The following is a 19,235-nucleotide window of genomic DNA, read 5'->3' on the forward strand; positions in this document are numbered from 1 at the left end:
TCCCGCGTGTCGAAGCATGGTGTGCGCCACCGGGAGCATCCACCGGGCCATACCTGGGTATGAACCAACCACACACCACCCCCGACCCCAACCCCGACCACACGGAACCAGACACCGATCTCCTCGTCCTGCTGGAGGACGTCCTGCTGCATATCGATGAGCTCCACCAGCAGCGACCAGACACCACCGAGATCAAGACCCTCCTGGCCTACGCCACCGAGTTGAGGGCCAAGCTGTCATGACCCGGCCACCCACACCCCAGGATAAGGACAAATGGGCCGCCCAACGGCAGGAGAAGCTCACCGCGCTGCAAGGACAACTAGCCGACGGGCTACAACAGCTGATGGAAGCAACCGGCTGGATGACCTGGCTCAAAGTCGCTCACCACTTCCACACCTACTCGTTGAACAACCAGATCCTCATCGCAATCCAGAACCCCTCAGCCACACAGGTCGCCGGCTACCGGACCTGGAAAGCAACTGGTCACCAGGTCCGCAAAGGCGAAAAAGGAATCAGCATCCTGGCCCCCGTCACCGCACCCCGCCACACTCCTGATGGGCAGCCCCTACTCGATGCCAAAGGCACACAACTCAGAGGAATCGTCGGAGTGAAACCAGCCACCGTCTTCGACATCTCCCAAACCGATGGCCCACCCCTGCCCCACCCCGACACCGAGCCGCACACGCTTCTGCAAGGACAGGCACCAGAGGGGATGTGGAACAACCTGGAACACTACGCCTCCCAACTGGGATTCACCGTCCACATCGGCGACTGCCCAGCCGAAGGACTCACCCACTTCCTGAGACGAGACATCACCATCCTCCACGGCTTCGACCCCGCCCACGCAGCATCCGTGCTCGCCCACGAGGTAGGACACGCCACCATGCACGACCCCGACCCCGACACCGCAGAGCAGCGGACAACCATCGCTTGCAGGGGGCTAGTGGAAGTAGAAGCCGAATCCTTCGCCTGGCTCGTCAACAACGACTGGGGTCTGGACTCCACCCCCGACTCCTTCCACTACCTCGCCGGATGGACCGCCTCCGCCGCCAAAGAAACAAAAACCACCCCCTTGGAGATCCTGACCGCCACCGCCACGCGAGTCCGCGACGCCACCACCCGCTACCTCGACTACCGCCACCACCCCCAAACACACCCGGTCACCACGCTGGCAGACGCGGTGAACCACGACACCACCCAGCTAGAGAACCCAACGCTCACCCACCGAGCGCGGGGTTTACACGAACTGAATCACTCGCCGACACACTCAGCCGCCCGCACACCCTGACCATTGACAATCAAGTTGCGTGCCGACCTGCGGACCGCCGTGCCACGGCACAAGGCCACACCCCACCACGCTCCGAAGGGCACCTGGTATCTCTGGCACCGGACGACACGGCCCTTAGCCGGAGCGCGGATGACCACTCACCTGAGAGCCGGAGGGAGGTCCTGACGGAAGCAATCAACCGGACATGCCGATCTGCGGATGTTCAAAGAGAGAACGAAGTCGCTGACGGATGTGGTGGGATCGCCGATTCGGAGTGGTGCGCAGCAGGTCTGGCGCTACCGCCCGGTTCCTTCGGATACTGACGATGACGCCATACTTCAGGCCTATCCACGCGGGGCGATGCGGAAGTTCGTCTTCGGCCCGCCGTTATCTTCGAGCGTGTAGATGCCCAAGTTATAGCCAGCGTGAAACCCGATAATCGTGTTCGGTATCAGAGTGATCTCGTAGCCATCGAACACCCGGTTGAGCTTCTGAATCTCTGCAAACTCCTCCGCGTTGGCGACCGCTACCGCCTCACCGTCTCGAGCCATCGCCTCCAAAATTTCGGGGTTCACTCTGCTGAGCCAGTTAAGTAGATCGCTGTCGACGGCCTTGTTTAGTACCTCGTCATTGCCCTTACCGCGATTGCACCGACGACAAAGGGTGCGGTAGTTCCCGTCCTCGTCGGCACCGCCAAGTGAGAACGGCACGTGGTGATCAATCTCCAGGCTGACAGCGGTGTCGAGTGCCGGGGACGCTCCACAGACGGTGCATTTGAAGTTATCTCGCCCGAAGATCCGCAACCGTGTCTTCGGTGTAATCGTCGGTCGCTTGCGCACTGGCATGTCGTCAGGATCGCCCATAGTCCGATTCTCTCACGACTCAAAGGTCTCGCGAGCGAACGCAAAGTACCGTCACAATCTGACGCGAGCATGGTGGGCGTCTACTCACGGGAACCTTCGCGATTCACTTGAGGTGCCAGCAGACGTCATCTGAACGCACTACCTTGCCGCGCAGCTCCGACGCCAGCGCACACGTCGCCACCGGGGTTCTTGGATCCGTCGTGTGAAGGGTCTGTTCCAAGCAGTCACCTACTGCCACCACTCTTCGGGGCGTTGGCCGAGGCCATAGTTTCGGTTCCCTGCTTTTCGCGCCTCGAACACTCGGTACATAACTTCGCTAGTCTGCGCTAGAACCGACTGGAGGTCATGCATGGCAACGAGGTCAATTTCGGTCTACCTACTCAAAAATGGAATGCCGATCGACAGCGCCGTAGAAGAAAGTCACACTTACCAAGAAGTAGCGGCGGCGAATTCGGCCCCATCGGGCACGAGGGCGTTCGTTTTCCAAGGCGCTGCCAAGCAGCCTTGGTGGCGAGACTACTTCGAGCTAGACTCAGACCTCGCCGTGCAGAGTAGCTCCGCCGTAATCTTCATTCCAATCCAAGAGAGGATTGTTGCTCTTGCATTCGGCTATGGCCACCACCTAATCAGGGACGAAGCATTCGATCACGAATTTGGGACCAAGGTAGTTCTGAATGCAGTAGATCCGGCAAAGCTGAAGAGCACCGACACGCTCGACCCTGAATCGTCACAGCGCCGCCGCACTCAGATACCGTTTGATGGAGATCTTTCTCTTCTTAGCTATAGCGGAGATAGCTCGGTGCTTAAAAGCATCACCGGAAAGGCGAAGGCGGAGTATCAGGACTTGGTTCGAAGCGTAACAGGCGCGACCAGTCTCCGGCTTTCAACGCCGGCCGATTTTGCAGGGCTCACTGAAGTCCTGTCCAAGGTAATAACATTGGGGGGATCCGACGCATACTTGGCCACATTCCCCGAGGTGGCTCAGATTCGTCCGGTTACCGACCCGGATACCCTTACACAGCTGGACCAGCAAGTCATCCCTGCACTATTTGACACCAGCGCAAAGATCACTCTCACCGTCCCTGACGTCCTCGACTACAGTGATGAGTCATACGTTTCCTTTTCGGGAGCGGGCCCATGTGAGGTGTTCGAGGATGTTTACATCAAACACTATCGAGAATATCTCACGAGCCATGGGCTTTCATCGACTCGGATGTCGTCTGAGGACTTAAGGCGACATGCGCTCATCCTTCTCGACGGAAATGAGCAACCGAGACGGAAATGGTCAATCTATAAGAGCCTGGTGTTCGAAGCGTCGTTGGAAAAGGACGGCTACTCCTACCACCTCAGTGACGGAACCTGGTATCGAGTTGCAGATGCGTTGGTGGACCAGCTTCGAGATTATCTTGACCCATTCTGGATTGCAACTCATTTGCCTCCCTATGATCATAGCGGAGAGGCAGCTTATAATGAGGACGTTGGTTGCCTTCCCGGAATGGTCTGCCTAGATCAAACTAATATCAGTATGAAGGGGCAGACTTCTTTAGAGCCCTGCGATTTACTCCGGATATCCGATGACGAACTCCCAGAACTTCTACATGTCAAAGTGGGTACTAGCTCCGACACCTTGAGTCACCTTTTTAATCAGGGCGTCAATTCTATGCAAATGCTCCGCACCGAAGATGAAGCTGTGTCTCGCCTTAATGCACTCCTTCAAGACAGGACCGATGAGGACGCATCAAGCAGGGTTACTGAGGCGATCAGTAAAGGTCGCTGTTCCGTGTCATTTGTCATCGTCACACACAAGCGCACCACTGACCTCAAGTCCGAGGGCCTGCCCATCTTCTCCAGGATTTCCCTTCGCCGCGCCCTGCGGAACCTGCGGGCGATGGGCATCAGTGCCACGGTACAGTTTGTTCAGGACAAAACCGATCGAGCTGGTCGCAGGAAGAAGCGGAGGGCTAAGGAACAAACGCCCAAGCTTTGACCGAGTTCACCAATATCCTGGATAGGTGCGATGGCGGCCTTGACGCGGATAGCCATGCCCCTCCCGATCGTTGTAGTCGAACGCACGCATTTGCCGCGATCCGCAACGGCGGGGTCGAGGAGTGCTTGCTCATCACAGCTGCGAGTCCCGAATCTTCCGAGCGCACAATAGCGCTGCTCTAGAGTGCTCGACCTGTCGGAACCTCAGAGTGACCCTTCGTTGATCTCTGACAGCGCTTGCCACAGAAGCTCGGGGACGGCATCGAGCGCAGAGTCGAGGAGGAACTCTATTCTCGATGCGTATCGGTGCTCACTGAGGGCGAGAGTCTCGGTCCACTTGCTGGGAGCGTAACGAGCAAGCATCGAGAGTGCGAAAAGGACAGTCCACCACGACATGAGCGGATGAAGAGAAGCCGCGCTCTCACCCGCCCGAGGAAGCAGGACGGGCACGCGTCGGTAGTAGCTTGTTCTCTGGAGATGACGCGGCTGCCTAGGGTCATCTTCGAGATAGTGCCGGACACCAGTTCGGCTGATCTTCAATTGCTCAGGGCTGTTCACGAGCGCGACGAAGTAGCCGTCCGTGGGATTCCAGCGGTCATTCCCGTCGGCATCGACCGCGATCTCGAGTTCCTGAAGTGCGGGATACTGCGCGACGAACTTGCGCAAGTCGGCAGGAGGTGTTGGTTGCCCGGCTTCCAACCACGGCATAGGAACTGGAATTTCGACGGGAAACGACAACGAGTTCCCGATGGATACGCTTACATCTGTGATCGGACGTGCGTACTCTTCGGGCTCACGAAAGGCCATGGTGTAGTCAAGTAGTTGATTGACAGCCGCGCCGAACTGGACCTCCTTGAAATCGAGCGGCGAGTCCACCACCAGCGAAACGGTTGCGAAGAGGGATCGTGACCCCCCGTCCTGCCGGATGGGAGTTCCCCAGACACCGCGTGGGATGGCGACGTCGTACTTAAGTCCGTGGCCCATCGCTTGCCACTGTCTACCGGTATTCCCGCCGAGCGCGTGGGAGCCGGCGGCTATGGCCCGCCCAGCTTGGGACAATCCGTAGAAGAGGTTGAGGGGGCGGCTCTCATAGCCGATGCGTTCTGCAGCAGCGAACTGTTGCTGCGCTTGCTCGAGGGCCATGTGAAACTCACGGCGCCGCGCGCTTTCGGTGCCCAGTACGTGATCAAGGGACTCATGCGGTTCCGCTCTGAGCGTGCGTATTGCTCGCCAGGATTCCGCAGCGGTCATCAGGCCCATCTCGTAATACGTCGTCGGCATGAGGCCGAGCGTAGACGCCACGGGATTCACGCCCCGACACACAGCTCCATAGCACTTTGTCTCTGATCCCAGAACAAGCTGCAAGTGCACGAGCTCACGTCACACGGATCTGTTGGTCGGGTATCTCGATCGCGCAGTTGAGGGCTGCGTAACGCTGGTGCTGCTAGCACGCCACGAACGCTCGCTCATGCCGCGTCGGGTTCAGTAACAGTCCGCTGGCGAGGGTGATTATTACAGTTGTAGCCGCATGGTGATGGAGCTTGTGGGTTGACAAACTGATTCGAAGCCGAGGCCTTGATAGAGCTGGCGGGCGTAGTTGTCGGGATCGACGCTCAGGCTGACGGCCTGAATGCCCTGGGAGCGCGCCGCGGACAGCAGCACCTGCAGCAAGCGGCGGCCCACACCACGGCTCCGACACCGAGCCACGACACCCATCGACAGTTCCGGAGTGGCGGCGTCGATGAACCCATAGCTCGGGTCCATGTCGGTGAAATATCGCAGCCACGCCGCACCGATCGGCTCCTCGATCTCGGCTATCACCCCGAGGTCACCCGACTGTGGCCAATCTGAGACGTAGCGTGCCAATGCCAGTGTGTTGGACACGGTATCGATCGACGCGGTCGGGCCCTCGGGACGCCAGGAGGCGGCTGCCGCCAGCATCTCGGTCAAGAACGGCGTATCCGCTGCCAAGGCCGGACGGAAGGTAATGTCCATCGCCCAAGTATGAGCGATGGGTGAAGGAAAGTTATTGGTGTGGTGCAGAGCGGCTTTCGATGGCAGAGTCTGAATCCGCACCGCAAGTCGCCAGTATCCCGGGCGTCGCCAGTGATGGGGGTCCATAACCCTTGGACCTGATCGTCGAAGTACAACAAGTCAGGGAGCGACCCGCGAGCTGCATCTCACAAGCTACGCCGCGTCAGCAGCCAGCGTCGACTTGCATGAGGTGCTCCCCAAACGCCGCGTCGCGCATATCTTCTCGGGTGGACCCGCCACGAGTAACCCGTCACCGAAACGCACGCTTCTGCCGCGTTTGGCGTGCAGTTTGGTCAACGTGTTCCAGCATCACGCATTGCTAGGCGCCCACTCCTGCCGCTGGTGTTGGCGATAACAACCATTCAGAGGGTCGACCAAAGCCTTCCCTCTGCGAACCATGGATCATTCCGCCGAGTGAAGGCTCAAGTTGCCCCGGAGCTGCCCGAAGCTGCCCGAAGCTGCCCGAAGCTGCCCGAAGCAACACTAGGCGATGCACAGATTCGGTGCTACCGCATCCGCAACGCACTCTGACCTCGCCCTGGGAGGACTCCAACGAGTCTTTCGATGACTCTTTCGTACGGACCGCCATTCGGTTCAACGACACGCAAGCTAACTACTTCTCTCGTCGATATGTGCTGCGAACTGCGAGAGTCGGCGTGCGATCTCGACTTGCCGTCCGTCAGCGACGTGTTGGTATCGCATCGCCATTTCTGCTGTTGAATGCCCGAGCCGATCCATCAGTTCACGCGTGGTCGCGCCCGCTTGGGCCGCGAACACCGCGCCGGTGTGGCGTAGATCATGGAGTCGCAGGTCAGATCGTCCAGCGGCGTCTCTGGCTCTGCGGTAGTGCTTATGGAAGGTTCCGTGGTTTAGGTGTCCTCCTCCCACTGCGGGGAAGATCAAGCCATTGAGGCCAGGCTCGGCCCAGGCCGCGACATGCTTCCTTAGCGGTTCGACTAGGTGAGGGGGGATTGTCACGTCTCGTGACCCAGCCTCGGATTTTGGTGGCCCAACGATAGCTTGACCCGCGACCCAAGTGACACCACGCCGTACCCTCAATACCGTGCCGTCTGCGGCTACGTCTTTGCGACGTAGCTCGGTGGCCTCGCCGAAGCGTAGGGCGCACCATGCAGACAACGTGACGAGCATTCTCCATCGCTCCGGGACACTGTCGACGATGGTTGCGAGTTCTGCCAGGCTCGCTGGTTCGATCCTCCGTGCACGCTTGGCCTTGCCAGCTCCTTTAACTTGACACGGATTGCTCAAGATCAGTTCTTCTTCAACGGCGCTGCCCAGGATTGTGCGCAATAAGGCGTACAGGTGGGCCCGACGTGTCGGTGTCCCCGCGCCCATACGTTGATGCCACGTCCGAACATCCTTCGCGGTGATCGCGTCCAGCCTCGTATCTCCGAAAGCACTCAACAGCGTAGTTGCCGACCTAGGTCTGCGACTGTTAATCGGACCCTCCTGCGTCAGCCCAAGCAGCTTGCCGTACTCGTTCCGCGTGCGAGGCTTCAGTTCTCTGCGCTCGAGCCAGCCGGCTGCATAGTCTCGGAACATTGGCAGCTCTGGGGGCTCGTCTGCCGGTGCAGGCTTCCAGCGGCGCTCGGTTATCGCGGCGGATTGCATCGCCAACCACGCAAGAGCATCTGCCTTGGTTTCGAATGTGGTTGGAGCGCGATGCTCATCGCCGTCTGGCCCGGCGAAGCGCGCTTGATATCGCCTCGACGGTAGCTTGCGCACGCTGCCAAAGTTTGCGCGCGTCCCGCGTCGGTTACCCCCGCCGCGGACGGACGAGTTATTCTCGGTCCAGGCAACAATCTCGTCCACTGTTGCCTCCTCGTGCCAGATTCGTGCCAGATGCACTGCGCTTTAGAGTACACCTGAGTCCATGCCAGGCATGCGATCTAAATACCAAAACTAGTTGTCAGACCCTTGTTATCAGCAAAAGCCCATGTCAAGGCCAGGCTGGGCAGCACCCTGTACACAACTTCGAGTACTGTCGCCCCGACCATGACGGTGGCAGCGTCATGACCTGCCCGCCACCTGTTGGGACCCAAGGGTAGGCATGTCTCTGGCGAGTCCGCTCGACACGTATTCGGGTTCAATTGCGTGTCCGCTGAGAAGCGAACCAGGAGAGCGCTCCGTCCAGTTCTTCGCTGGTTTCACCGTCACGGATAAAGGTCGGAATTTGATGCAGCGGAGCTGGAACCGTGATCGTCTGTCCGCCTTCATGAATATCCCCGCTCCAGGCGTCACGCCAGCGCGCGCCTTCAGGCAAGTAGAGCTCGCGTGTCCGTGCACCCAATCGCATCACCGGCGCCAGCAAGAGGTCTGGCCCAAACATGTAGCTGTCTTGGATGGTCCAGCACGTCCTGTCCTCGGGAAACTCGAAGAACAGGCCGCGGATGAGAGGGAGTCCTCGCTCATGCGCCTGGCGCATCAGCAGTCGGACGTAGTCGCGCAACGCCTCTCGAAGGTGGAGCAGCGGTCGCACGAGGTCGTAGACCGTTGCACCGTAGCTCCACGGTTCGTTCGCAGCTCCGCTGGGGAGTCGGATTTCGCCGTCGGCGGTCGCTACCGTCTCCGAAGGCTTGCGGTCCCCGTGCAACCTCATGACGGGGCAGAACACTCCGAACTGCATCCACCGGATCAGGAGCTCGCGGAAGGACTCGTCCTCGACGTGACCGTCGTGGAAGCCCCCGATGTCCGTGGTCCACCAGGGGATGCCTGCGACACCCATGTGGATCCCTGCCACCACCTGCTCCCGCAGCGCTGTGAAGGTCGAGTCGATGTCGCCCGACCACACCAAGGCGCCGTATCGCTGGGAGCCAGCCCATGCGCAGCGCAGGAGATTGACGACCTGGTGCTGTCCTGAAGCGATCTGACCGTCGTACACCGCCTTGGCGTAGTGCTGGGGGTAGAGATTTCCAACGGACAGATTCGGGCCTGCGTGGTAGCGGTAGTTGTCGAAATGGTACGAGCCGTACTCCGGCTCGGCCTCGTCCAACCAGAACAACTTCACCCCTATGTCGGCGTAGTTGCGCTTGAGGATGTCCCACAGCCACTGGCGCGCGGCTGGGTAGGTAACATCGAGGAACATGCTCGGACCTTGGAATGCCATGTGCACCTGGGGCCCGCGTTCTGCCCTGACCAGCATGTTTTTCTTGTTCAGCTCGACGAAGTTCTCCGACTCGTGGGACACCTGGGGCCACACGGACACCATGAGCTCCACACCCATGCTGGAGAGCTCTTTGGTCATCGCAGCAGGGTCCGGCCAGAACTCGTCCTCGAAACGGTAGTCGCCCAATTTCGGCCAGTGGAAGAAGTCGGCGACAATGACGTCGAGCGGGAGACCGCGACGTTGATATTCGCGAGCGACGTCGAGGAGTTGTTGTTGGTTCCAGTATCGGAGCTTGCATTGCCAGATGCCGAGTCCGTACTCCGGCATGACGGGTGGATGCCCCGTCGCGTCCGCGTACGCAGCCACAAGTTCGGCAGGAGACTCACCCGCCACCACCCAATAGTCCAGCTGGTGGGTGGACTTGGCCTCGAACTGGGTTCCGTTGCGGCCGAATGTGGCCCTGCCGATGGCCGGGTTGTGCCACAACAGACCATATCCCGCACTGGAGATGAAGAACGGGACACTTGCCTGTGAGTTGCGGTGTGCCAGTTCTATCGATGCTCCCTTGAGGTCGCCGATGTCGTTCTGGTACTGCCCCATGCCCCAGATTGCCTCCTCCGGCGGCGTATCCAGAGAAAGCGTCAGGCTGAATCCGTCCCCGGTGAGCGGTGTGAAGTCCCGCGCTTCCAAATCCAGTGAGCCACCCCGTGCGCGTTCCTCGAACAGAAGCTTTCCGGCGGAGTTCTCGAATCGGATGTGGCAATGGCAGACGTGGTACTGGTTCCGGTGGTCCCAGTAGCTGGTCTCCGTCAGGATCACGCGCAGTCTGCCAACGGTCAGCTCGGCGCTGTCGTCAACGAAACGAACATCGAAGCGTGGAGTGCCCGGATCGAGCAAGGCCCAATTCGGGGACTCAATGTCTCCTTTGATGCGGCTTCGAACCCTGACCGCATCACTCCCCCATGGTTCCACCAGGAGCGTCTCCCCCTGGCCCGTCCATTGCAGGCCTGTCGCGGTCTCAATAAAAGGTCTCATGTTCGCTCTCCGATCCAGCAGGTTGATCTCGAACTTGACTGCACAAATGTGAACGTTGCTCGGTCGCCGACAAAAGGTACGGCTCAAGGGGTGTGATCCGGCCCGGATGCCAGTGGTTCGCACCGTGAGTGTGCGTCACCAAAGATTGGTGGCCGAGCCGTGGATGGCGACGTGTCAATCGGGGCTCCTTGTCAGTCCTTGACGGCGCCGGCGGTGACGCCGGCGGCCACGTAGCGTTGTGCGACGACGAGCAGGACGGCGGTGGGTATGGAGGCCACCACTGCGGTCGCCATGAGGGCGCCCCATTCCTGGTTCTGGGAACCGATGTAGTCGTACAGCCCCATGGTGATGGGCCGAAGCTTGCCGCCCTCACGGTTGAGGGTCGAGGCGAAGATGAAGTCCGACCAAGCCCACAAGAAGGCGAACAGCGCAACGGTGACAGCGGAGTTGCGGGAGATGGGAAGGACGATCCGGGTGAAGGTCACCCATGTGTTGGCACCGTCGACGGCCGCCGCGTTCAGGAGATCCCGGGAGATGCCGGACATGAATGCGGAGAACAACATGACAGCGAAAGGGACCGCGATGGTCGAGTCCGCGAGGATGAGCCCGGGGATCGTGTCGAGGATCCCGAGCTTGATGTAGACGGTGTAGAACCCCAGGGCCATGACCACCGCCGGGATCATTTGGGCAACGATGAGACAGAAGTTGAGTACTCGACGGCCCGGGATGAACAGCGACGAGATGGCGTATCCCGCTGGCGCCGATATGACCAGGGTGAGAGCCACGGTGCCGAGCCCTACCAGCAAGCTCGTGCCCAGGTAGGGCAACTGATCCCGGAGCACCACCTGGTAGTTGGCGAGGGTGAATGCTGTGGGGAACAGGTCCCCCGCTCGGATGGCGTTGCGCTGCGTCAGGGATACGTTGACCATCCAGTACAGCGGGAACAGCATCACCGCGGTGAGTATGACGCCAACGATTGTCTTCCACCAGGTCCTCGATGTGGCCTCCATGTCAGGCAACCCTCTCGCTGCGCTGCACCACGAGGTACACCACTCCCATGAAGAGGGCGATGACCAAAAGAATCGTGCCGACCACCGACGCCTGCGAGTACTGGATGACGGCTGAGGTTCCCTTGCCGAACGCCATGCCGTAGGCCCACGTCGCCAACGTCTGGGACCTACCCGTCCCCGTGGTCATGATCCAGATGATGTCGACCACCTTGAGGGTGTAGACGAAGCCCAACAGAAGCGTGATGGCGCTGACGGGGCGAAGCAGGGGAAAGGTGATGGACCAGAACAGGCGCCATGCCCCGGCACCGTCGAGGGCCGCTGCCTCGTACAGGTCGGCTGAAATGTTCTGCAGCCCTGAGTACAAAATGACGAGGTTGAACGGGATCCCGAGCCATATGTTGGCGATGGTCACCGCCCACAGCGCGTTCTCGGCGCCCAGCCACCAGACGGGGTCGACACCGAAGACACCCAGGATGCGGTTCAGGATGCCCACATCGGCGTCCATCATCCACTGCCACGTCGTGGCTGAGACGATGATGGGCACCAACCACGGGACCAGGAAGAGTCCGCGCAGTACCACGGACAATGGGAAGTTGCGGTGGAAGAACACGGCGAGGGCCAGTCCGATTGCGTACTGCAGCACCAGCGATGCGACAACGAAGAACGCCGTCTGCCACACCGTCGGCAAAAACTGCGGGGCGGTCAGTACCTCGCGGTAGATCTCCGCCCCGACGAACGGGGCCTCACCCGTCACGTAAGTCGCCCGCGTGAAGCGGTGCAGACTCATCGACACGTTCTCCACGAGCGGGAAGGCGTAGAACAGCACCAGGTAGGTCACCAGCGGCGCCACGAACGCCAGCCCCACCCATTGACGTCGATGCCTGCGACGCGGCGGCGTCGCTCCGGTTGCCTCCTCCTTCTTCTTCTGGGCAGAGTCCGTCCGCTGCCGAGGCGCCGAGGAGGTCACGGCCCGGGGGTCTCTGCCCATGGTCGTGTTCATGTCCGACCCCTGAACTCAGCCTTGGGATTCTTCTGCGGCAGTCGTGAATGCGGCCTTGACCTGGCCCGCGTCCCCGGCGGCGTTGAGTGCGGCTTGCTCGGCCTTGGAGAGCGCGGCTGAGGTCTGCAGGTAGCCCGTTCCCAGGTCCGTGGTGCGGCCCTGGGCGTTGTTGATGGCATCGGCCCACGTCTTGTACACCGGTTCCGCCGCAATCTGCTTGGCGCGTGTCTCGGAGTTGGCGGTGAAGTAGCCGAGCATGTTGTCGGTGTCCACTTGCTTGTCCGTCGAGAGCAGGCAGTCGATGACGGACTTGGCCGCTGCGTAGTGGCCCTCACTGTTGTCCTTGTGCAACGGGACCACTCCGAACTCGCCGCCGGTGGGCACGGGCGCCGCTCCGCCGTCCTTGGCGGGGATGGGCATCATCTTGATGGGGAACTTCTCGTCGGTCGCCGACTTGGCGAACCACGAGCCGTTCTCCGCAAAGGCGTACTCACCGGTCAGGAACAGATCCCATGACGCCGACTGGTTGTCTGTGATGGCCGACTTCGGTGCGTAATCCTTGCCGATCCAGTCCGACACCAACTGCCCTGCCTCGACTGCTTCAGGGGAGTCAAGTTGTTTCAGATCTGCGCCGGCACCCCAGAACCACGGGAGGAACTGGAAAGTACCTTCCTCGCCTGGCACCCCCGCGAAGGTGATGCCCTTGTGGCCGGCGCTGGTAGTACTTTCCAACGCCTTGTTCAAGCTGTCCCAGTCGGTGATTCCCGCTGGATCCACCCCGGCAGCCTTGAGGATCGTCTCGTTGTAGTACAGACCGAGTGTGTTGGCGCCGATCGGGACGCCGTAGGTCTTGCCGTCCACGGTGCCCGGTCCAGCCAGGTTCTCATCGGCGCCGGACGTCTCGATGCCCACCTCGTCGAGGGAAACGAGCAACCCCGATGCGGCGGCTTCCGGCACTGCGGGATTGTCCAGGAACACAACATCGGGAGCGTTGTCCTCGCGCACGGCGGTGGTCAGGTTGTTGATGAGGTCGGTGTTGGGGGCAGATGTGCGGTTGATGGTGGCACCCTCTGGTGCGCACCCCTTCACGTACATCCCCCAGTCGGAGCTGTCGTCATACTGAGGGTATGGATCCCAGAAGCTGATCGTCGACACGCTCGACGAAGATTCCGACGGCTTGTCCGCCGGCTTGTCCGACGAGCCGCACGCGGAGGCTGTCGTCGCGACGCTGACTGCGACTAGCAGCAGCGCCGACTTCTTCAGTGTGGGGTTCATTGTTGTCCTTTCACATCATTGTGGATTTTCGGATACAACGGTTTCGACCTGCGTCCTGGGTTGCATGTACACGTGTGGCGATCAGCAGGTGCTGCCGGGGGATGAATTGCACGACGCGGGCGCTGTCTCCCCGGAGTCACCGATACGGCCGATGGACGTGTTCGGCGTGAAGCCACTTCTTCGTCAGGGTGGTCCCGGTGGAGGCCACGAGTTCCTTCCCCGCGCATTCCGGTCACCGACAGCACTCGAGTGGGAGCAGTGCCATCGCGGCAGGGAAGCGCGAGCGTCCGAGCGTCTCTCCATGGTTGTGTGAGCTGGCCGCATAGCGAGACTTCCTTGTCTGGTTTGCGTTGCGACAAGGCTACCGAAAGCGCGTTCGAAATACTAGCTTTTAGTCGAAACGACCGCTAGCGAAGGGGGATGGTCGACTGCCTGGCGCAGACACGACTGCCCAGTTGCTCAAGGCCGGGGGCAGGGCGTCCCGCCATTGCCGCCATCAACCTCGCTGCGGCAACGCGACCCAGTCGCTTCAGCTGCAGATCCACGGTGGACAGCGGGACGCGAGCATTCTCCGCAAGCACCTGCCAGTTGTCCACCCCGATCACCGCGATCTGATCGGGTATGCCTATGCCGCGGTCATGGAGGGCATCGATGGCCCCTCGCGCAATTTGGTCGCTGGCGCAGAACACCGCGTCAAGGTCCGGCGCTTCGCTCAGCGCTCGCCCCATCGCAGCTCGACCCCACCCTTCCGACCAGTTGCCGAAGAGAGGCGGCCCTGCCATCTCTACGCTCGCAGCGTCCAGGGCTGCTTGGAACCCTTCCAGTCGGCGAACCGAGGCGCTGTGGTCAGGTTCGCCGGAAATATGGGCAATTCGGGTGCGACCCAGCGACAGGAGATGCTCTGCAGCGCGCCTGCCGACGTCCGTGTTATCAACCGTAATGGACGTATCGAGTGGATCGTCCGACTCGCTGTACGCGTAGACGACAGGGACCGACAGACGTCCGAGCGATGGCCTTGGATCGGGTTGGCGTCCAACGATGATGATGCCGTCGACGCGGCGTTCGAGCAGTGTTTGGACCAGCCGCGCCTCCCGCATGTCGTCGCCACGGGCGTCGCACAGGAATGTCAGTACACGATCAGCTCCCAAGGCGTCCTCCACACCCATGAGCATTGGCAGCGCGAATCGGCCTTCCAGGTCGCTTGTCACGACACCGACAGTGCCGGTGGGCCCTTGGCTGAGTGCGCGTGCCACAGGATTGGGCGAGTAACCCAATTCTCTGGCGATTCGCACCACCCGCTCTTTGGTGGCCCTCTTGACGTCAGTCCTGTCGTTCAGCGCTTTGGAAGCTGTCGAGGGCGATACCCCTGCCACCCGCGCCACATCCGCGAGACTCGGTGGGCGTTCGCTTACGGTCGACATCACGGCCTCCTTGGCAATTCGGCATCATCCTAGCGAAGTCGATCCCACCGTGTGCGACGCAATGACAGCATTTCGAAACCGGCTTCGAAAACTTTAGATATAGTGGCTGCTTCATGACTCAGACGAAGGGAAGCGAAGCCGTGACGACGACGACCACCTCAGACGCCCACCTACCTCCCCACACAGCGATGCCCGCTGTCCCGTCGAGCTCAACGTCGCACCCTCTCAGCATTCGACAGGTGAAGATCCACGGCGGTTTCTGGGGCAAACGTCAGCAGCTGATGCGTGATGCACTGATTCCGCATGCGCTGGAGTGGATGGAGCGGCTCGGATGGGTCGACAACTTGCGTGATGCAGCCGCAGGGAAGCCGTTTGATCACGCTGGGTATCAGTTCGCGGACTCCGAGGTGTACAAAATCGTTGAGGCGATGTGTTGGGATCTGGTCCGAGCGCCCGACGAAGGGATGCTGGCGCGTGTCGACGAGTTGGTCGGGGTGATCGTGGCAGCGCAGGAACCGGACGGCTACCTCCACACCCTGTTCGGACGTCCTTGGCAGAAACCGCGATACTCCGACATGGCATGGGGCCATGAGCTGTACTGCTTCGGACATTTGATCCACGCTGCAGTAGCGCACCACCGGGCAACGGCTTCAACGGAATTGCTCGATGTCGCCCGGCGCACTGCTGACCATGTGTGCATCATGTTCGGCAGTCAAGGGATGAACCGGGTGTGTGGACACCCGGGAATTGAGACTGCGCTTGTCGAGTTGTACCGCACCACAGGCGAAGAACGCTACCTGGACCAAGCGATGATTTTCATCGACCGGCGGGGGTCCGGAACACTTCCAGTCACGGAGCTCGGGGCAGGGTACTGGCAGGACGCCATCTCCGTGCGCCGAACGACAGTCATGCACGGGCATGCCGTCAGAGCCCTCTACCTTGCAGCTGGCGCTGTGGACGCCGCCGTCGAGAAGAACGACACTGGATTACTCGCGATCATGCGCAGCCAATGGGACGCCACGACAGCCCGCCGAACATACATCACCGGTGGTATGGGCTCCCACCACATGGACGAAGCGTTCGGCGAGGACTACGTACTTCCCCCCGACCGCTCCTACTATGAAACCTGCGCCGGCGTGGCGTCCATCATGCTGTCATGGCGTCTACTGCTCGCAACGGGTGAGGCCCGCTATGCAGACCTGATGGAGCGAACGTTGTACAACGTCGTGGCGACTGCCCTTTCCTCCGATGGCACCAAGTTCTTCTACGCCAACACGTTGCATCAGCGCTCTGCCGACCAACTACCTGCGACGAGCGCCTTGGGGGTTGCCATCCGCGGGGGTGCGGCGCAACGACAGCCATGGTTCGAAGTGTCCTGCTGCCCGCCCAATGTTGCACGCTTGTTGGCCAGCCTTGGCGCCTATGCAGCCACCGCAGTCGAGGACGGCGTGATGATCCACCAGTACGTCGCTGGGAGTATCCACGCCGACACAGGTGCTGGCCCAGTCGCGTTGTCTGTCGAAACCCGTTACCCCGAACACGGCTCGGTGACAATCCGAGTCGAGACGGCTCCCGCCGCTGGCACCACCCTCAGGATCCGGGTGCCATCGTGGGCAGATGGAGCAACCCTGACTCTCCCTGGCGGGACCGTGGTTTCGACCGTCGCTGGCGAATACGTCGCCGCAGTCGGCGTCCGCAAGGGCCAATCCATCTCATTGACGATTCCACTGACTGTGCGCGCGACATACCCTGATCCAAGGATTGACGCGGTCCGTGGCACAGTTGCCTTCGAAAAGGGGCCGGAGGTACTCGCACTCGAGTCACACGACCTACCGGCGGGCTGGCTCCTCGAAGAAGGGCATCTTGCCTCTGTCGCCGTCACGGAGAGGGACAATTCTGTGTACGTGGCACTCCAACGTGTCACGCTCTCACCCGCCGCGTGGCCATACTCGGGGAGTCAACCGGTGGAACCGGTCAGCACTGAGGACGTAGCCCTCGTGCCCTACCACCAGTGGGCCGAGCGCGGACCAGCAGCGATGCGGATCTTCCTACCACTATCGCAATCGGCGGCCAGCACTGGCTACTCGCGCGTGCAGGAGGCGGCGGAAGTGGAGGCCTGACCTCCCTCGCCGATCCGTCGGCAGGACACAGACTGAGGGCGCTGGCTGAGCCATGCGTCATGCAGGCGGGCTGATCGAGTCGCCCGGGACAAGTCTGGTTGGCAGGACCACTTTCCGGGCGGGGGATGTGTCACCTGCCAGTCTCGCCAGCATGAGCTCTGCTGTCCGGGCTGCCAAGTCCTCGATGGGCTGCACAATCATCCACAGCCGAGGTTTCGTGATTTCCGCCAACTCTTCACCGTCGAAGCCAACGAAAGAGATGTCCTCGGGGATGCTGAGGCCGGCGTTGGTGATTGCCAGAAGAGCACCCAGCGTGAGCTCGTAGTTGGCACAGAAGAGCGCTGTAGGGCGTCGCCGTGACGCGAGCGCCTGAGCCATCGCCAGGTGTCCGGCGGCGACCGTGAGGTTGGTGGTCGTCAGGATTGTGACGTCGCCATGACCGCCGGTGTCGACGAATCCGCGTGCACGGCCCCGCATGGTCCAGACGGAGTCCGGCCCAACAAGGGCTACGACGCTACGGTGCCCAAATGCCGAGAGACACTCGGCCGCCCTGGCGCCCGCGGCCTCGTTGTCGATGGTGACGGTGTCCGCGACGACGCCGTCAATACGGCGATCCAGCAGCACCAGGGGTACGTCCCCCAACACAGTGGTCAAGGTCTCCGGGTCCACAGCATTGGTGGGTACGGCAATGATGCCGTCCACCATCTGTTCACGAAGGGACCCGATGCCCGTCACGAGGTCGTCATGCGCGGCGCGGACGAGGATCCCCACGCCCTCCTTCCACAACGCCGACTCGACCCCAGCGATGATGGACATGTGAAAGGCGTTGTCCAACTCCGGGAGGAGAATGCCAACGACTCGTGAGCGTTTGGTCCGAAGCCCCCTGGCGAAAGCGTTGCGACGAAATCCCAGCGCAGCCGAAGCCTCCTCGATGGCAAGACGGTTGGCCTCGCGCACGGGAAGATCATTGAAGTACTTCGAGATGGTCGACAGCGACAGACCGGTGAGGCGCTGGATGTCTTTGTAAGTCGGCATGTGTTTACGAAGCGTATCCCTGCCAACCCGGAATGGTCCCGTCAACGTCCCACAGGTCCAGCCACGAGTCGGCCCCCTCCCACAGGAAGACGTGGCCCTTGACAAGTCGGTTGTTGCGGTCCGAGCCGCGGAGTGCGTTCATCTCCCCGGGGGTCAGCCGCACCGAGGTGGCTTCGTAGAGCTCGCGCAATTGGTGTTCCTTCACGGAAAACGGGATGGGTACGGCTCCCCGATTGATCGCCCACGCCACACACACCTGGGCACGGGAAATGCCCCGGCGCTCAGCAATCTCGATGACCGCAGGGGAGTCCATGTCGGCGACGTCATCCTCGGTACGGTCCCGCTCCGGTCTCGACGGGGACCCCAGCGGCGAGTAGCCCACCACCTGGATGTCGTGGTCTACCAAATGCTGGAAGAGCTCTCCCTGCTGGAGCGTCGGATGATGCTCCATTTCGGCCAGCGACGGCTGGATCCGGCATTCAGGGAGAATGAGCTTGAGCTTGGGCACTGTGACGTTGGACAGGCCTGCATGACGAACCAGTCCTTCATCCACCAAATCCTCAAGGGCAGCCCAGGAACGCATGAAGTCGGGATGGACGTAGGGCCGTGCATCGGGGTCCCGGTCCTCAACGCGCGCGTGCTGACCGTGTGTGTTGGGGAACGGCCAGTGGATGAAACAGGCATCCAGGTGGTCGAGCTGCAGGTCAGTCAATGACTGCTCCACAGACACGCGAACACGGTCCGGCGCATGGTGATCGTTCCACACCTTTGACATAACGAAGACCTCGTCCCGAGCCATCCCACCCGAGAAAGCTGAGGTGAGCGTTCTTCCGACGGCGTCCTCGTTTCCATAGATGGCGGCGCAGTCAACGAGCCGGTATCCGACCTGCAGGGCAGTCTCCACCCCCGCAGCCACATCGGATGCGGAGTAGCGGTCGGATCCGAACGTTCCGATACCTATGGCTGGGATCCGGGTCCCGTCTCGCAGTGTGCGCTCCCACATCTTCACAGTTGCCTCCCTGAAGCGAAACGATTCGTTTTCATCAACGTTATCCTGAGACTGAA

General features: G+C 61.1%; 15 protein-coding genes. 4 read left to right on the top strand and 11 right to left on the bottom strand.

The genetic code is table 11. The features are described from left to right. Positions 1 to 59 precede the first annotated feature (59 nt). Positions 60 to 242 (top strand): hypothetical protein, encoded by a 183-nt coding sequence (locus tag EAX62_RS15585; protein ID WP_121902665.1) that lies wholly within the window; start codon positions 60 to 62, stop codon positions 240 to 242. Then, on the top strand, positions 239 to 1,288 hold the full coding sequence (locus EAX62_RS15590; protein WP_147454141.1) for an ArdC-like ssDNA-binding domain-containing protein: 1,050 nt from the start codon (positions 239 to 241) through the stop codon (positions 1,286 to 1,288). The genes EAX62_RS15585 and EAX62_RS15590 overlap by 4 nt, the downstream gene beginning before the upstream one ends. Positions 1,289 to 1,611: 323 nt before the next feature. On the opposite strand, the gene EAX62_RS15595 is transcribed toward EAX62_RS15590, so the two are convergent. Continuing rightward, entirely contained in the window at positions 1,612 to 2,130 is a 519-nt protein-coding gene (locus EAX62_RS15595; protein ID WP_121902667.1) for an HNH endonuclease, read from the bottom strand. A gap of 349 nt (positions 2,131 to 2,479) precedes the next feature. Here EAX62_RS15595 and EAX62_RS15600 point away from each other — a divergent pair, with 349 nt between their 5' ends. Continuing rightward, positions 2,480 to 4,117: a DUF6119 family protein gene (locus tag EAX62_RS15600; RefSeq protein ID WP_121902668.1), complete on the top strand. Its 1,638-nt coding sequence runs from the start codon at positions 2,480 to 2,482 to the stop codon at positions 4,115 to 4,117. Between the two features lie 203 nt (positions 4,118 to 4,320). Here EAX62_RS15600 and EAX62_RS15605 read toward each other — a convergent pair whose 3' ends face one another. From EAX62_RS15605 to EAX62_RS15640, 8 genes are all read right to left on the bottom strand, one after another. Continuing rightward, positions 4,321 to 5,397 (bottom strand): YaaC family protein, encoded by a 1,077-nt coding sequence (locus EAX62_RS15605; protein WP_147454142.1) that lies wholly within the window; start codon positions 5,395 to 5,397, stop codon positions 4,321 to 4,323. Positions 5,398 to 5,628: 231 nt separating this feature from the next. Then, positions 5,629 to 6,111 carry a GNAT family N-acetyltransferase gene (locus tag EAX62_RS15610; RefSeq protein WP_158600707.1) on the bottom strand — a complete coding sequence of 161 codons (483 nt, stop codon included), beginning with the start codon at positions 6,109 to 6,111 and terminating at the stop codon, positions 5,629 to 5,631. A gap of 648 nt (positions 6,112 to 6,759) precedes the next feature. Further along, positions 6,760 to 7,779 carry a tyrosine-type recombinase/integrase gene (locus tag EAX62_RS17575; RefSeq protein WP_407703345.1) on the bottom strand — a complete coding sequence of 340 codons (1,020 nt, stop codon included), beginning with the start codon at positions 7,777 to 7,779 and terminating at the stop codon, positions 6,760 to 6,762. Positions 7,780 to 8,254: 475 nt separating this feature from the next. Continuing rightward, positions 8,255 to 10,309: a glycoside hydrolase family 31 protein gene (locus tag EAX62_RS15620; RefSeq protein WP_121902671.1), complete on the bottom strand. Its 2,055-nt coding sequence runs from the start codon at positions 10,307 to 10,309 to the stop codon at positions 8,255 to 8,257. A 191-nt stretch (positions 10,310 to 10,500) separates the two neighbouring features. After that, positions 10,501 to 11,319, bottom strand: a complete 819-nt coding sequence (locus tag EAX62_RS15625) for a carbohydrate ABC transporter permease (protein ID WP_121902672.1) — start codon at positions 11,317 to 11,319, stop codon at positions 10,501 to 10,503. Position 11,320: 1 nt separating this feature from the next. After that, entirely contained in the window at positions 11,321 to 12,319 is a 999-nt protein-coding gene (locus tag EAX62_RS15630) for a carbohydrate ABC transporter permease (protein ID WP_199711339.1), read from the bottom strand. A 15-nt stretch (positions 12,320 to 12,334) separates the two neighbouring features. After that, a complete protein-coding gene (locus EAX62_RS15635; protein WP_121902673.1) occupies positions 12,335 to 13,594 on the bottom strand; it encodes an ABC transporter substrate-binding protein in 1,260 nt (419 codons plus the stop codon). A gap of 407 nt (positions 13,595 to 14,001) precedes the next feature. Then, positions 14,002 to 15,015: a LacI family DNA-binding transcriptional regulator gene (locus tag EAX62_RS15640; protein ID WP_121902674.1), complete on the bottom strand. Its 1,014-nt coding sequence runs from the start codon at positions 15,013 to 15,015 to the stop codon at positions 14,002 to 14,004. 188 nt (positions 15,016 to 15,203) lie between these two features. On the opposite strand from EAX62_RS15640, the gene EAX62_RS15645 reads away from it, so the two are divergent. Further along, on the top strand, positions 15,204 to 17,135 hold the full coding sequence (locus EAX62_RS15645) for a glycoside hydrolase family 127 protein (RefSeq protein WP_121902675.1): 1,932 nt from the start codon (positions 15,204 to 15,206) through the stop codon (positions 17,133 to 17,135). 57 nt (positions 17,136 to 17,192) lie between these two features. Here the strand turns inward: EAX62_RS15645 and EAX62_RS15650 are convergent, their stop codons facing one another. Together EAX62_RS15650 and EAX62_RS15655 are read right to left on the bottom strand one after the other, a co-directional pair. Beyond that, positions 17,193 to 18,170 carry a LacI family DNA-binding transcriptional regulator gene (locus EAX62_RS15650; protein ID WP_121902676.1) on the bottom strand — a complete coding sequence of 326 codons (978 nt, stop codon included), beginning with the start codon at positions 18,168 to 18,170 and terminating at the stop codon, positions 17,193 to 17,195. A gap of 4 nt (positions 18,171 to 18,174) precedes the next feature. Beyond that, on the bottom strand, positions 18,175 to 19,173 hold the full coding sequence (locus tag EAX62_RS15655) for an aldo/keto reductase (RefSeq protein WP_121902713.1): 999 nt from the start codon (positions 19,171 to 19,173) through the stop codon (positions 18,175 to 18,177). Between the last annotated feature and the right edge of the window lie 62 nt (positions 19,174 to 19,235).

Source organism: Tessaracoccus antarcticus, assembly GCF_003688855.1.
Classification (GTDB): Bacteria; Actinomycetota; Actinomycetes; order Propionibacteriales; family Propionibacteriaceae; genus Arachnia; species Arachnia antarctica.